Source organism: Marinobacter sp. LV10MA510-1 (assembly GCF_002563885.1).
Taxonomy (GTDB): domain Bacteria; phylum Pseudomonadota; class Gammaproteobacteria; order Pseudomonadales; family Oleiphilaceae; genus Marinobacter.
On sequence record NZ_PDJA01000001.1, the window covers coordinates 640,059 to 653,730 of the forward strand.

The window sequence follows — 13,672 nt, forward strand, 5'->3', positions numbered from 1 at the left end:
CACGGTCGGCGCCAGCCCGGCTTATAGGAACCCCATGCTTAACAAGTATCCGCTCTGGAAAAACCTCATTATTCTGGTTGCCCTGGCAATCGGCTTTATATACGCACTCCCGAATTTATTCCCGGATGACTTTGCCGTTCAGGTTACCGGTGCCCGCAGCAGTACCGAAGTCGACGCACGCGTTCTGGAGCGTGCGGTGCAGGCTCTGGAAGCCCAGGGTATCGAGGTAAAAAGTAGCAGTTTGCAGGATCGTGACGCGCTTATTCGGGTAACCAGCGGCGAAGATCAGCTTCAGGCCCGCCCTGCGGTGCAAGCGGTACTGGGCAACGACTATCTGGTTGCGCTGAACATGGCTGCATCTACTCCTGGCTGGCTACGCAGCTTGGGCGCCGGCCCAATGAAGTTGGGCCTGGATTTGCGCGGCGGTGTTCACTTCCTGCTGGAAGTGGATATGGAAACCGCTGTGAACCAGCGCCTGGAAGCGTTGGCCGGACAAATCAAACGTGAACTGCGCGAGGAGCGCATTCGCTACCGCGGTGGTGAGCTAGAGGGAGATATCGAAGGCGAACGGGAAATTATTCTAAGCTTTCGTGATGACGAATCCCGCGCCGAAGCCTTCACCCTGATTCGCCGCCAGTACTTGCAGTTTATGATGGACCAGCGCACCCGTGGCGACGAGCGCTTGATTGCGCTAACCCTGTCGGAAGCCGAAGTGCGCTCCATTCAGGAATACGCCCTGGAGCAGAACCTGACTACCATCCGTAACCGGGTGAACGAATTGGGTGTGGCCGAGCCGCTGGTGCAGCGCCAGGGCTCCAGTCGCATCATTGTTGAGTTGCCGGGTGTTCAGGATACCGCGCAAGCCAAACGCGTATTGGGCGCCACCGCGAATCTGGAATTTCGAATGGAAGCTCGGCCAGACACGCCAGCCGGTGGTGTCGAAACCTTTGGTTTTCGCGATACGCCCCAGCGTACCGCTCGCTTAGAGCGTGAGCTCATTGCCACAGGTAATAACGTAGCCAATGCCCAGCAGCAGTTTGATGAGAATGGCCAGCCACAAGTCAGCATTACAATGGACTCTGTGGGCGGCGATTTGATGAACCGTGCCACTCGCAACGCCGTTGGCCGGCGTATGGCGGTGCTGTTTATTGAGTTTCGCACCGAAACCGAAGACCGTATGGTTGACGGCGAAGTAGTCACCGAAGAAAAGCGGGTAGTGGACAAAGGCATCATCAGCCTGGCAACGGTGCAGTCTGCACTGGGTGCGAGCTTCCGTATAACCGGTCTGGACTCGATTCCGGAAGCGTCGGAGCTATCACTGCTGCTGCGCGCCGGTGCATTGGCCGCGCCCATGTACTTTGTACAGGAACGAACCATTGGCCCTAGCCTGGGTCAGAAAAATATCGACGCCGGTATGATGTCGGTATTGCTGGGCTTTGTGCTGGTGCTGATTTATATGGCGCTGTACTACCGCGGTTTCGGGCTTATTGCCAACGTATCACTAACTCTGAACCTGATGTTGCTGATTGCCTGCATGTCGATTCTGTCGGCTACGCTGACGCTGCCGGGTATCGCTGGTATCGTTCTGACGGTGGGTATGGCAGTAGATGCCAACGTGTTGATATTCGAGCGCATACGAGAAGAGTTGAAAGCCGGCACTGCGCCGCAGCTGGCCATAAACGCCGGTTATTCGCGGGCTTTTGTGTCCATTTTCGATGCAAACATCACAACCTTGCTGGTGGCACTCATTTTGTTTGCCATGGGTTCCGGCCCGGTGAAAGGTTTCGCAATTACCTTAAGCCTGGGCATTATGACATCGATGTTTTGTGGCCTGATAGTCAGTCGCAGTATCGTCAATGTGGTTTATGGTGGCCGCAGGGTCGAAAAACTTTCGATTGGAGGGAAGCAGGCTAATGCATGACGCTCAGGAAAAACCGTTTGATTTTATGGGTTTTCGGAAGATTGCTTCAATTCTTTCGATTACCCTGCTAGTGCTCGCTGTGGGCCTGTTGGCGGTGCGCGGGTTGAATTTCGGTATGGATTTCACCGGTGGCACGTCGGTTGAATTTGAATACCAGCAGGCGCCAGCTCTGCCTGAGATACGCACAGCGTTGAGTGACGCCGGCTATGAGCAGTTTGTGGTGCAGAATTTCGGTTCTGACAAAACGGTTTTGGTGCGGCTCTCAGAGTCGGGTAACGATATGCTGGCCCAAGAGATTACCAGCACCTTAACCGCGGGCGGAGCTGAGCTGAAGCTAATCAGTTCGGAGTTTATTGGCTCCCAAGTGGGCGAAGAACTGAAAGAGGACAGCGGTTTGGGCATGCTGATTGCATTGTTGGTGGTGCTGATTTACGTTGGCATGCGCTTTCAGTTCAAATTCGGTATTGCTGCCGTGCTGCCCCTGGCTCACGACGTCCTCATTGTGCTGGGTATTTTTTCGCTGTTTCAGTGGACCTTTGATCTTACGGTTCTGGCCGCCCTGTTGGCCATCATCGGCTATTCGCTGAACGACACTATTGTGGTGGCGGACCGTATCCGGGAAAACTTCCGCACCATGCGGGTGGGGGACTCATGGGAGGTGATCAATACATCCATTCATCAGACCATCAGCCGTACCATCAATACCTCTGGTACCACGCTGGTGGTGCTGATTGCGCTTTACGTGTTCGGCGGTGAGGCGATCAACGGATTTGCTTTGGCGCTGATTATCGGCGTGGTGGTGGGTACTTACTCGTCTATCTACGTATCGGCGAACCTGTTGATTGCGCTCGGCGTGTCTCGCGAAGACCTGATTCTTCCGGTGAAAGAAGGCGTTGTCGGCCAGGATGAAGACGAGAAACCGCCGGAATGGTTGGACCGTATGTAGCTCTTTTGACAGGGGCTGTAGACGGACACTGCCGATAAACCCTGTTGTTTTATCGGCAGTGGTTTCGCAAGCATAAAAAAACCGCCAGTCCCTCGGGATTGGCGGTTTTTTTGTGCTTGCTTTGCTAACAGGGCAAGTGCGGTTTAGCGGGGCAAGCGGCCGCGGAACGGATGCAGTTCCTTCAGCAATTCACGAAACAGCTTGGGGTTAGCCACAATCAACTGCTTGGCATTACTGGCCGACGGGTTGCCAGAGAAGTCCCCGGTCAGGGCGCCTGATTCCATCGCCAGGGCAACACCCAGGTCCATTTCGGCGCCTTCCGGACGAAAGGCAATCACTGCGTCCAGATGGCCGGCTGATACCCGCGCGATATCCAGCACTACGCACCCAGACGTACGGAAGATCCGTGAGTTGGTTGCCAGAACGGTGGCCATTTCGCCCCACAGTTGTGGGTTGTCGTCTTTACGGGCCTGGTCAAGAACGTTGGTAGCCAGCGCCGAGCTGATTAGTTGGCGCACTTCTGATACCCGCACCCGGCGGCTGTTCAGTGCGGCGCCGTGGCCACGGCTGGCTGAGTATTCTTCACCGGTGATTGGGTTAACAATCAGTAGGCTCTCAATCCGGTTGTTCTTTTTCTGGGCCAGTGCCAGAACAAATTCCGGAATACCCCGCAGAAAATTGTCGCGACCCAGAACCGGAAAGATGTGCCAGCTTTTGTCATAGGTGCCGGCATCTGCCTGGTTCAGGGGGGCAATGTGGTGGTCTTTGTAGGCTTTTTCGAGCTGCTCTACGAAATTATCGTAAATGGCCTGTTCGACGCGGTCCAGCTGATGCTCTCGCTCGCTGCTGTCTTTGTCGCTGGGTTCCTGGCGCTCGAAATGTGCTTTGAGGTAGTCCGACCCCTGGCGCGCAACGCGCAGGGCCATTTTAATCGCTGGTTGCATCTGAGTGATCAACATCCGGGTGTATTAAGGTCGATTATTATATCAGTCGGTGTGCGCTTTGTCTGTTTTTAGACTCCGCATAAGCGCGGATAATGGCCATTGAACACACGGGTTGCCCGCTGGTTTTCGTGATTTATCAACGTAGTCGCGAAATACCCCATCCAATTGACTCAAGTGGAGCGGGAGCGACTTCTCTAACATTTGGGTGGGGATGGATAGCGTGACCTCGACAGAGGTCTAGTCTTAGCAGAAATACTGTGGTTATATACAGTATGACCGAGTTCACCAAAACCCTCAAAGTCCGAGTTCGGGACAAACACGCTAATGTGCTGCGCTGTCAGGCCGCGGCTGTTAACCGTGTGTGGAATTTTGTGAATGAACTCAGTCATCGCAGCATTCGGGAGAGAGGACAGTTTCTGTCGGCCTTCGATCTTCATCCTTATACCAAGGGTGCCGGCAAGCTTCTAGGCCTTCACAGCCAAACACTTCAGGTCGTTGCCCAGGAATACGTCACACGCCGCAAGCAGTTCCGAAAATCCAAACTCGCGTGGCGTAAAACCCACGGGGTTCGCCGGTCGCTCGGCTGGGTGCCAGTGAACACCGGCGCCGCGGTTTGGAGCAACGGGCAGGTTCGGTTCCACGGTCAGCATTATCGGGTCTGGGACAGTTACGGTTTGTCTCAGTACAAATTCCGCTCTGGCTGCTTTTCTGAGGACGCCCGAGGTCGGTGGTATTTCTGCGTGGTTGTCTCGGTAAAACCCGATCGCCGGTGTGGCACTGGCAGCGTGGGTCTGGATCTGGGCCTGAAGACCACGGCTACGCCCAGTTCGGGCGAGCCGCTGCAAGCGGGTCGCTTCTATCGGGATCAGCAGCAAAAGCTGGCGGTGGCCCAGCGAGCGAGAAAAAAACAGCGGGTGAAAGCGATTCACGCCAAAATCCGCAATCGCCGGTACGATGCTTTGCACAAATTCAGTCGTGAGCTGGTCAATAACAACGGCCTGATCGTTGTCGGTAATGTGTCCAGCTCCGGCCTGGCAAAAACCACTATGGCCAAGTCGGTGCTCGACGCTGGCTGGTCCACACTAAGAACCCTGTTGTCATACAAATGCGAGAGCGCAGGCGGGATTTTTCTGGAAGTTGATGAACGGTACACCACCCAGACTTGCTCGTGTTGTGGCTCTTTGAGCCCCAACAGTCCGAAAGGTAGAGCAGGCCTTGGAATAAGAGAATGGACCTGTGAGTGCGGTGTCACTCACAACCGCGATTCCAATGCGGCCAGGAACATTCTCGCGCTTGGGCATAAGCGTCTAGAGGTAGGAATCCCCTTCCAAAAAGCCGGTTAAGCGGTTTGGTGGAGGAGGATGTCAACTGTTATTATTGCCGCCTAATTTTGCTAACAGGCCGTTATCATGCACAAACCGTCCCGCCCGCTGGGCTCACCTGACACCTACAACGACCGAATCCGTATTGTTCTGGTGGAAACCTCCCACTCTGGCAACATTGGTGCGGTAGCGCGAGCCATGAAAAATATGGGATTGGGAAATCTGTGGATGGTGAACCCACGATCGTTCCCGGACGAAACCTCGTACGCGAGGGCCGCCGGGGCATCGGATGTTCTGGACACCGCAACCGTGGTGGGCAGTCTTGACGAGGCACTGGCGGATTGCGTGTTGGTGATGGGCACCAGCGCTCGCGGGCGCAAGGTGCCCTGGCCAGTCATGCCGCCGGACCAGGCCGCAACTGCGGCAGCCAGCCATTGCGGCCAGGGCACAGTGGCGCTGGTGTTTGGTCGGGAGAATCATGGCTTGAGCAACGACGAACTGCAACGTTGTCACTATCATATTCATATTCCGTCCAATCCGGATTACAGCTCATTGAATCTGGCGATGGCTGTTCAGGTTATGTGTTATGAATTGCGCATGAGTTATCTGAAAGGGCTTGAAGCCGATGCCCGGCGGCCCTATTTAGAGCCAATTGCGCAGCCTGGTGACCCCGGGTGGGACGTAGCTCCTGCCAGTGTTGGCGATGTTGAAGGCTTTTTTGGCCATTTACAGCAGGTGCTGGAAGAAATTGATTTTCATCGCCGGGACAAGCCGCGCCAACTGATGGCGCGTCTGCGCAGGTTGTTCCAGCGGGCGAAAATGGACCGAATGGAAGTTAATATCCTAAGAGGCGTTTTGTCGGCCGTTCAAAAAACGGCAGGCGCTTCGGCAACCGAGCAATCAACCTCCAGTACCGGGCCACAAGCGCCGGAGCAGGACCAGGGCAAACGTCATGTTTAGACAATTACGAGAAGATATCAGCAGTGTGTTCCGCCGTGATCCCGCTGCGCGTAATACCTTTGAGGTTCTGACCAACTACCCGGGCCTGCACGCACTCTTACTGCACCGGGTGGCACACTGGTTATGGGGAGTGGGCCTGAAGTGGCTGGCTCGCACTCTGTCTACGCTTACGCGCTGGCTTACGGGTATTGAGATTCATCCCGGTGCCACCATTGGTCGACGCTTCTTCATTGACCATGGTATGGGTGTGGTGATTGGTGAAACTACGGTCATCGGTGACGATGTTACGTTGTATCAAGGCGTTACCCTGGGCGGTACCAGCTGGAACAAGGGTAAGCGCCATCCCACCATTGGTGACGGGGTGGTCGTAGGCGCCGGAGCCAAAATATTGGGGCCATTTGAAGTAGGCGCGGGCGCCAAAGTGGGCTCCAACTCGGTGGTCACAAAAGCGGTGCCAGCTGGCGCAACCGTTGTTGGCATACCGGGCCGCGTGATCGAAAAAGACAAAGACGAGCAAAGCTCGCGGCGCCGGGAAATGGAAGAGCGCATGGGCTTTGACGCCTATGGCGTGACCGAAGAAATGCCAGACCCACTGGCGCGGGCAATGCGTTCGCTGCTCGACCACATGCACGCAGTGGACGACCGCATGGAAATAATGTGCAAAGCCTTGCGCAAGGTAAGCGCCGACTATCCGAACGGCGATTTGCCGGTGCTGTCAGAGGACGATTTTGATTGCCTGCGCGATACCGACAGCGACGCCTCGCGCAAAAAAAACCGCGAAGACGCAAAAGTGGTTGCAGCGGCTGCGGTCGAGCCGATCACCAAAGCGGATGCTATAGACAGTGCGAAGGAGAGTGTGAAAGAGAGTACCAAAGAGAGTACTGAAAAGGGTGCACAAAAGGGTGCTGAAGAGAACGCTTCAAAGATTTCCGAAGACGGCGGCGGGAAGAATGCAAGCGAGCCCACAAGGGATAGTGGCTGAATACTTGACTGAATTAGTAGGTCAATTCATACTCGTGTTTGCGAATAGAGGTCAATTTCCATCGCGGGGCGGAGTTTATGAAGTTGACAACAAAAGGCCGGTACGCGGTAACCGCTATGCTGGACCTTGCACTGCACGGTGACCATGGGCCGGTTACGCTTGCTGATATATCAGCCCGCCAGGAAATCTCCCTGTCGTACCTGGAACAGCTATTTTCGCGGCTGCGACGCAGGCACTTGGTGGCCAGCATTCGTGGCCCGGGCGGTGGCTATCGCCTGAGCCGCGGTGCTGATGTCATTTTTATATCAGAGGTGGTAGACGCTGTCAGCGAGTCACTTGATACCACACGCTGTGGTAATAAGGGCGATTGTCAGAGCGGCGAGAAATGCCTGACTCACCACCTGTGGTCTGACCTCAGCGAGCAGATTTTTCAGTTTCTGGATAACATTAGCCTGAATGACTTGATGAAAAAACGTGAAATCCGCCAAGTGGCGGACCGCCAGAATCTGCGCCAGAGCGATGCAGGTTTTGAAACGATTAACACCCGGCTGCTGAGCGAACAGGCGCCGGTTTAAGTCTGGTTTCTAACGCCATGAAAAAACCCGTTTACTTAGATTATGCGGCCACTACGCCCGCAGATATTGCTGTTGCCGAAGAAATGATGCGCCACCTGACATTGGATGGTGTCTTTGGTAACCCGGCCTCGCGTACCCATGGTTATGGTTGGCAGGCCGAAGCAGCAGTAGAAACTGCACGTCGCCAGGTGGCCACATTGATCAACGCCGATCCCCGCGAAATTGTATGGACCTCCGGTGCTACCGAGTCTGACAACCTGGCGATCAAGGGCGCGGTGGCCGGGCACGATGCTCCCCACATTATTACCTCTATGATTGAACACAAAGCCGTTCTGGATACTTGTGGCTGGCTGCAGGAGCAGGGTGTGAGCGTTACCTGGCTGAAGCCCGATGCTTGCGGGCGTATTCATGTTGGGCAGGTGGTCGAGGCACTCAGGCCAGAGACCGTGTTGGTGAGCCTGATGCTGGTAAACAATGAATTGGGCAGCATTAGTGACATTGCGGTTGTTGGGGCCGAACTGCGTGGCCGCGGGGTACTTTTTCACGTTGATGCAGCTCAGGCTCCCGGAAAAATACCGGTGGATGTAAAGGCCTTGAGTGCTGATTTGCTGTCACTGTCGGCGCATAAGGTTTATGGCCCCAAAGGGATAGGCGCGCTTTACGTGCGCCGCTCGCCAGACGTGCGTATTCAAGCGCAGATTCACGGTGGCGGTCACGAGCGCGGTATGCGCTCTGGCACCCTGCCGGCCCATCAAATTGTGGGTATGGGTAAAGCGTTTGAGTTGGCCGCAGACAGCCTTGCCGCCGACAGTGCCAGGCTGGAGCAGTTGCGTGGGCATTTTCTGGGGGCGCTGGCCGAGCTTGAAGGGGTTTCCCTTAACGGGAGTCTCAATAGCCGTCTCAACGGCGATAAAGCCGGTGATGACCCCAGCTTGCGAGTGCCCGGTATTATCAATTTGTCGTTTGCGGGCATTGATGCAGAAACCCTGATGTTGGGCCTGCGTGAATTGGCGGTGTCTTCCGGTTCGGCCTGTACATCGGCAACCCTGGAGCCGTCTTATGTATTGCGCGGTATCGGGCTAAACGATAAGCAGGCTCAGTGTGCGCTGCGGTTTTCATTTGGCCGGTATACTAGCGGCGAGGAAGTGGATTTCGCGGCGGCACACATTATTGATGTTGTTGGCCGGCTGCGGTCTGCGCGGTAGGCACCGGCCCCGTGACTGCGTATAATTGCAGGCTCGTTTTTTATCTAACCTCTAATGGAGAATCACAATGGCGAATGAACGCACTCTGTCGATCATCAAGCCTGATGCCGTTGCAAAAAATGTAATCGGCAAAATCATCAGCCGTTTTGAAAATGCGGAGCTGCATGTTGTTGCAGCAAAAATGATGCACCTGAGCCAGGATCAGGCTGAAGGCTTTTACGCCGAGCACAAAGAACGTCCGTTCTTTAACGATCTGGTCGCGTTTATGACGTCTGGCCCGGTGGTTGTTCAGGCTTTGGAAGGCGAAGGCGCCATTTTGAAAAACCGTGACCTGATGGGTGCTACTAATCCAAAAGAAGCGGAAGCTGGCACTATTCGTGCCGACTTTGCATCGTCTATTGATGCTAACGCGGTTCACGGCTCCGACTCGGCGGCTTCCGCAGAGCGCGAAATTGCTTATTTTTTCAATGATAACGAAGTCTGCCCGCGCGGCTGATTTTGTTCACCGGGGGCGGTGTTGCTGCCCCCGGATTGGTTATTTGATCGAGGTTATACAATGACAGCACCCGCTGAAAAAACAAATCTTCTGGGAATGCCCAAAGCCAAGCTTGAGGCCTATTTTGAATCCCTGGGGGAAAAACGTTTTCGCGCTACCCAGGTGCTGCAATGGATTCACCAGCGTGGTGTGGGTGACTTCGATGAAATGACCAATATGAGCAAGCCCCTGCGGGACAAGCTTAAGCTGATCGCCGAAGTACGTGGCCCGGAAGTGGTCTATGACGAAGTGGCCAAAGACGGCACCCGTAAATGGGTAATGCGCATGGACAACGGCAACAACGTAGAAACCGTGCTGATACCTGACGGTGAACGTGGCACTCTGTGCGTGTCATCACAGATTGGTTGCAGTCTGGATTGCAGTTTTTGTTCAACGGGTAAGAGAGGCTTCAACCGTAACCTGACCTCTGCCGAGATTATTGGGCAGGTGTGGGCTGCGCGCAAAACGTTCATGCCCTATGCTCCGGGCCCAGATCGTCCGATTACCAACGTGGTGATGATGGGCATGGGCGAGCCCTTGTTGAACTTCGACAACGTCGTAGACGCCATGAATCTGATGATGGAAGATCTGGCCTACGGCATTTCCAAGCGCCGGGTAACCCTGAGCACGTCGGGCGTAGTTCCGGCGATCGACAAGCTGGGTGAGGTTACCGATGTTTCATTGGCTATTTCTTTGCACGCCGCAAATGATGAGTTGCGTAACCAGTTAGTACCTATCAATAAAAAGTACCCAATAGCAGAGTTGCTGGCAGCTACCCGCCGTTATCTAAGTCGCCTGCCAGACAAGCGCAAGGCAACGATTGAATACACTGTGATTGCAGGTGTGAACGATCATGTCGATCAAGCGCGAGAACTGGCCGAGGTTCTGCGTGGTTTGCCGTGTAAGATCAACCTGATACCATTCAATCCGTTCCCGGAAAGTGGCTATGAACGCCCGAGTATGAATGCCACCCGGCGATTCCAAGCGGTGTTGAACGAGGAAGGATATATTGCGACTGTACGCATGCCCCGTGGCGATGATATAGACGCTGCTTGTGGTCAGCTGGTGGGCAAGGTGGAAGACCGAACCCGCCGCAGCGCTCGCTATATTGCGGTGCAGCAGGTTTCAGCGTAAATACCCGGCTGTGGATGCGGCAGGCTTTCTCCAATAGCAGCTTCAGGATGAGTTCACGGCTATGGTAAATCAGTTTGTCAGTGCCCGTTTTATGATGTCGCTGATGCTGGCGACGGTGTTGTTGTTTTCGGGCTGTGTAACCACCACTGACAGCCGCTTTGCCCGCGAAGCCGATCGCCAGAAAGCGCTGACGGATTACGTTCAGCTGGCATCAGCGTATATTGGCCAGGGAAATTTTGAGCGAGCCCGTCATCACTTGGACCGTGCTCTGGAAATTGATTCGAATAATTCGCCGGCGTTAGCCGCCAAAGGCCTTATTTTCGCCAACGAGGGCGAACCTGAGCTGGCTGAAAGCAATTTCAGACGCGCAATCTCCGCCGATTCAAAAAATACCCGCGCCAATGTTTATTATGGCGCGTTTTTGTATGGCCAGAGCCGAATGGAACAGGCGCGCGACCAGTTTGCCAAGGCTTCTGGCGATACCGGTTATCCGGACCGGGGCTCCGTTTTTTTCAACCTCGGGATGACTCAGGAGCAGCTGGATGATTTTCCAGCTGCGATCAGCAGCTACCGCCGCGCCACCGAGTTAGCACGCAGTGATCCCAAAACATTGCTGGCCTTATCACGCGTGCTGTTAGAAACCGGTGATGTGACAGCATCCGACTACTATTACAGCCGGCTGTTAACCATAATGCAGCGCAGCGCCCGCCTGCAGCACTCCTCTGAAAGCCTGCTGGTGGGGGTTCGTATTGCGCGCCTTCTGGACAAACGTGACCAAGAGGCCAGTTTAGCGTTAATGTTGCGGAACAATTTCCCCGAATCGGCAGAACTCCGGCAATATAAGGTACTGATGTCTAATGGCCAATGAAGAGAATAAAACTGCCCCTGGCAATCGGCCGGTGGGCCCACAGTTAAAACAGGCCCGTGAGGCGAAAGGGCTTAGCGTAGCCGAAGTAGCCGATGCCCAGCATCTTCGTCCGGCCATTATCCAGGCCATCGAAAATGGCAAGTACGAGCTGATTGATACAGAGCTCTTTCTGAAAGGCTACATACGCGCCTACGCGCGCCAGGTAGGCCTGGATGGCAACGCCCTGATTGCCGACCTTAATCATGAACTGGAACCCAGGCGTCAGGAGCAGGCGCAAGCGAAAGCTGCGAATCCGCTGGTTGATATAGAACGCCGGCGGCGAAAAAAACGCCGGGTAGCCAAAGCCGCGTTGTGGCTGTTTGCCCTGGCGGTACTGGGCTTGTTGGTGTTTTCGTTTATTTACAATCCTTCGCAGCTGGCTAGTTTGACAGGCGCTGGGGCATTGACCGGTGACAGTGCCGAAGCGGTGGCGTTAGAGAGCGATTCAAACGATGCTGTAAGCAGTACCGCAAATGGCTTAACAACACAGTCTGAGCAAGATAACCTTTTACCAAACGAAACGAGTGATGGCGACCTATCAGCTTCGCCCACGAACGAAGAAGGCGCGCTAGAGCCGCTGACAGCGACAGGCACAGGCTCTTTTTCTGACGGCGCGGTGTCTTCGCTGGCGCAGGCAGCAGCCAATTCGGCCGTCATCAGCGACAATGATCGTTCGACGACAGACACGGAACAGGCTCTTCAGGTTGCAGACAACCGCGGCCGGTTGGAAATTGAATTTATTGATGATTGCTGGATTCAGGTTCGAGATGCTAATGGCAGAAGCCTGGCCAGCGGTCTGAAGCGCCAGAGCGACCGAATTGATTTGCGCGCTGAAAGCGATATTCGCCTGGTAATAGGTGCCGCTAATGCAATCGGGGTCATGCGCTTTGAAGGCGCCCCGGTTGACCTTGGCAGCAAAGGCGTCGTTGGTAATCGCGCCGAGTTTGTTTTGGCCTTGAATGAATAGCACAACGTAAACGCCGATACTTTTGGTTTTCACAGATGGGTTTTCACAGATGGGTTCTCGCAAATGAAGCATGAATCTCCGATTAAAAGACGTAAATCCCGCCAGATCATGGTGGGCAATGTGCCAGTGGGTGGCGACGCGCCGATTGCCGTCCAGAGTATGACCAACACCGAAACCTGCGACGTGGAAGCAACGCTGGGGCAGATACAGGCCCTTCAAGACGCCGGTGCCGATATTGTCCGCGTGTCTGTGCCGTCAATGGAAGCCGCAGAAGCGTTTGGCCGTATTCGCGCCCGCGCGGGTGTTCCGCTGGTTGCCGATATTCATTTCGATTACAAGATCGCGTTACGGGTGGCCGAACTGGGCGTTGACTGCATGCGTATCAACCCGGGTAACATTGGTCGGGAAGACCGCATCAGCGCGGTCATCAGTGCCTGCCGCGACCGCAATATTCCAATTCGGATCGGCGTTAACGCAGGTTCGCTAAGTAAAGACCTGCAGCGTAAGTACGGCGAGCCTACCGCAGACGCGCTGGTGGAATCTGCCATGCGCAACGTCGATATTCTTGACCGCCACGACTTCCAGAATTTTAAGGTCAGCCTTAAAGCGTCCGAAGTGTTTATGACGGTAGAAGCCTATCGCAAGATTGCCACGCAGATTGACCAGCCTTTGCATCTGGGCATCACCGAAGCCGGCGGCTTCCGTTCCGGTACTGTGAAGTCGTCCATCGGGCTTGGTTTGTTGCTGATGGACGGCATTGGCGACACCATCCGCGTATCGCTAGCAGCAGACCCGGTGCAGGAAATCAAGGTTGGCTACGACATACTCAAAAGCCTGCGTTTGCGCTCCCGCGGCATTAACTTTATTGCCTGCCCCAGTTGTTCGCGGCAGAATTTTGATGTTATCCAGACCATGAATGATCTGGAAGTGCGTTTGGAAGACGTGCAGCAGGCTCTGGATGTGGCCATTATTGGTTGTATCGTGAACGGCCCGGGCGAAGCCAAAGAGGCCGATATTGGTTTGACCGGTGGCAGCCCGAAAAACCTGTTTTATATGAATGGTAAGCCACAGCAGAAATTGGACAACGCAAATTTGACTGACGATCTTGAGCGTCTGATTCGCGAAGAAATTGCGCGTCGTCAGGAAGCTGAAAACGCCATTATTGTCCGTTCTGCTGACTGACCGATAACAACAGCGGTCACAAGTATTGGTTTCACGATTGGCAGGCAGTGCATTGGCGCCACGCCACTGCTCAAACCACAGAGACGTTTAAG

12 protein-coding genes and 1 pseudogene are annotated in these 13,672 nt (G+C 54.8%); 12 read left to right on the forward strand and 1 reads right to left on the reverse strand.

Annotated features, from left to right (window positions below; genetic code table 11):
- Positions 1-34 precede the first annotated feature (34 nt).
- Positions 35-1,921 carry a protein translocase subunit SecD gene (secD, locus tag ATI45_RS03080; RefSeq protein WP_098418224.1) on the forward strand — a complete coding sequence of 629 codons (1,887 nt, stop codon included), beginning with the start codon at positions 35-37 and terminating at the stop codon, positions 1,919-1,921.
- The gene (gene secF, locus ATI45_RS03085) at positions 1,914-2,867 is read left to right on the forward strand and encodes a protein translocase subunit SecF (RefSeq protein WP_098418225.1); all 954 of its coding nucleotides are present in this window, start codon (positions 1,914-1,916) and stop codon (positions 2,865-2,867) included. Before secD ends, secF begins: the two co-directional genes overlap by 8 nt.
- Positions 2,868-3,010: 143 nt before the next feature.
- Here the strand turns inward: secF and ATI45_RS03090 are convergent, their stop codons facing one another.
- A complete protein-coding gene (locus ATI45_RS03090) occupies positions 3,011-3,811 on the reverse strand; it encodes an inositol monophosphatase family protein (RefSeq protein ID WP_098418226.1) in 801 nt (266 codons plus the stop codon).
- Positions 3,812-4,083: 272 nt separating this feature from the next.
- On the opposite strand from ATI45_RS03090, the gene ATI45_RS03095 reads away from it, so the two are divergent.
- The 10 genes and pseudogenes from ATI45_RS03095 (at position 4,084) to ispG (ending at position 13,580) form a co-directional block, all read left to right on the forward strand.
- Complete coding sequence (locus ATI45_RS03095) at positions 4,084-5,154, forward strand: RNA-guided endonuclease InsQ/TnpB family protein (RefSeq protein WP_098418227.1); 1,071 nt, start codon at positions 4,084-4,086, stop codon at positions 5,152-5,154.
- A gap of 66 nt (positions 5,155-5,220) precedes the next feature.
- Positions 5,221-6,093, forward strand: coding sequence for a tRNA (cytosine(32)/uridine(32)-2'-O)-methyltransferase TrmJ (gene trmJ / locus ATI45_RS03100; RefSeq protein ID WP_098418228.1), 873 nt, complete (start codon positions 5,221-5,223; stop codon positions 6,091-6,093).
- Positions 6,086-6,844 (forward strand): annotated as a pseudogene (gene cysE, locus ATI45_RS03105) (serine O-acetyltransferase); the annotation flags it as partial. The gene trmJ and the pseudogene cysE, both read left to right, overlap by 8 nt.
- A gap of 308 nt (positions 6,845-7,152) precedes the next feature.
- Complete coding sequence (gene iscR, locus ATI45_RS03110) at positions 7,153-7,650, forward strand: Fe-S cluster assembly transcriptional regulator IscR (protein WP_098418229.1); 498 nt, start codon at positions 7,153-7,155, stop codon at positions 7,648-7,650.
- A 17-nt stretch (positions 7,651-7,667) separates the two neighbouring features.
- Positions 7,668-8,855, forward strand: a complete 1,188-nt coding sequence (locus ATI45_RS03115; RefSeq protein ID WP_098418230.1) for an aminotransferase class V-fold PLP-dependent enzyme — start codon at positions 7,668-7,670, stop codon at positions 8,853-8,855.
- Positions 8,856-8,922: 67 nt separating this feature from the next.
- Positions 8,923-9,351 carry a nucleoside-diphosphate kinase gene (gene ndk, locus ATI45_RS03120; protein ID WP_098418231.1) on the forward strand — a complete coding sequence of 143 codons (429 nt, stop codon included), beginning with the start codon at positions 8,923-8,925 and terminating at the stop codon, positions 9,349-9,351.
- Between the two features lie 60 nt (positions 9,352-9,411).
- On the forward strand, positions 9,412-10,524 hold the full coding sequence (rlmN, locus tag ATI45_RS03125; protein ID WP_098418232.1) for a 23S rRNA (adenine(2503)-C(2))-methyltransferase RlmN: 1,113 nt from the start codon (positions 9,412-9,414) through the stop codon (positions 10,522-10,524).
- Between the two features lie 61 nt (positions 10,525-10,585).
- Positions 10,586-11,392, forward strand: a complete 807-nt coding sequence (gene pilW, locus ATI45_RS03130; RefSeq protein WP_098418233.1) for a type IV pilus biogenesis/stability protein PilW — start codon at positions 10,586-10,588, stop codon at positions 11,390-11,392.
- Positions 11,382-12,398, forward strand: coding sequence for a RodZ domain-containing protein (locus ATI45_RS03135; RefSeq protein WP_098418234.1), 1,017 nt, complete (start codon positions 11,382-11,384; stop codon positions 12,396-12,398). Before pilW ends, ATI45_RS03135 begins: the two co-directional genes overlap by 11 nt.
- A 63-nt stretch (positions 12,399-12,461) precedes the next feature.
- Positions 12,462-13,580 (forward strand): flavodoxin-dependent (E)-4-hydroxy-3-methylbut-2-enyl-diphosphate synthase, encoded by a 1,119-nt coding sequence (gene ispG, locus ATI45_RS03140; protein WP_098418235.1) that lies wholly within the window; start codon positions 12,462-12,464, stop codon positions 13,578-13,580.
- The last annotated feature ends 92 nt before the right edge of the window (positions 13,581-13,672 follow it).

Bases quoted from the DNA above. Each gene is read 5' to 3' on its own strand.
- secD (WP_098418224.1), top strand. From the start codon at position 35: ATGCTTAACAAGTATCCGCTCTGGAAAAACCTCATTATTCTGGTTGCC.
- secF (WP_098418225.1), top strand. From the start codon at position 1,914: ATGCATGACGCTCAGGAAAAACCGTTTGATTTTATGGGTTTTCGGAAG.
- ATI45_RS03090 (WP_098418226.1), bottom strand. From the start codon at position 3,811: ATGCAACCAGCGATTAAAATGGCCCTGCGCGTTGCGCGCCAGGGGTCG.
- ATI45_RS03095 (WP_098418227.1), top strand. From the start codon at position 4,084: ATGACCGAGTTCACCAAAACCCTCAAAGTCCGAGTTCGGGACAAACAC.
- trmJ (WP_098418228.1), top strand. From the start codon at position 5,221: ATGCACAAACCGTCCCGCCCGCTGGGCTCACCTGACACCTACAACGAC.
- iscR (WP_098418229.1), top strand. From the start codon at position 7,153: ATGAAGTTGACAACAAAAGGCCGGTACGCGGTAACCGCTATGCTGGAC.
- ATI45_RS03115 (WP_098418230.1), top strand. From the start codon at position 7,668: ATGAAAAAACCCGTTTACTTAGATTATGCGGCCACTACGCCCGCAGAT.
- ndk (WP_098418231.1), top strand. From the start codon at position 8,923: ATGGCGAATGAACGCACTCTGTCGATCATCAAGCCTGATGCCGTTGCA.
- rlmN (WP_098418232.1), top strand. From the start codon at position 9,412: ATGACAGCACCCGCTGAAAAAACAAATCTTCTGGGAATGCCCAAAGCC.
- pilW (WP_098418233.1), top strand. From the start codon at position 10,586: ATGGTAAATCAGTTTGTCAGTGCCCGTTTTATGATGTCGCTGATGCTG.
- ATI45_RS03135 (WP_098418234.1), top strand. From the start codon at position 11,382: ATGGCCAATGAAGAGAATAAAACTGCCCCTGGCAATCGGCCGGTGGGC.
- ispG (WP_098418235.1), top strand. From the start codon at position 12,462: ATGAAGCATGAATCTCCGATTAAAAGACGTAAATCCCGCCAGATCATG.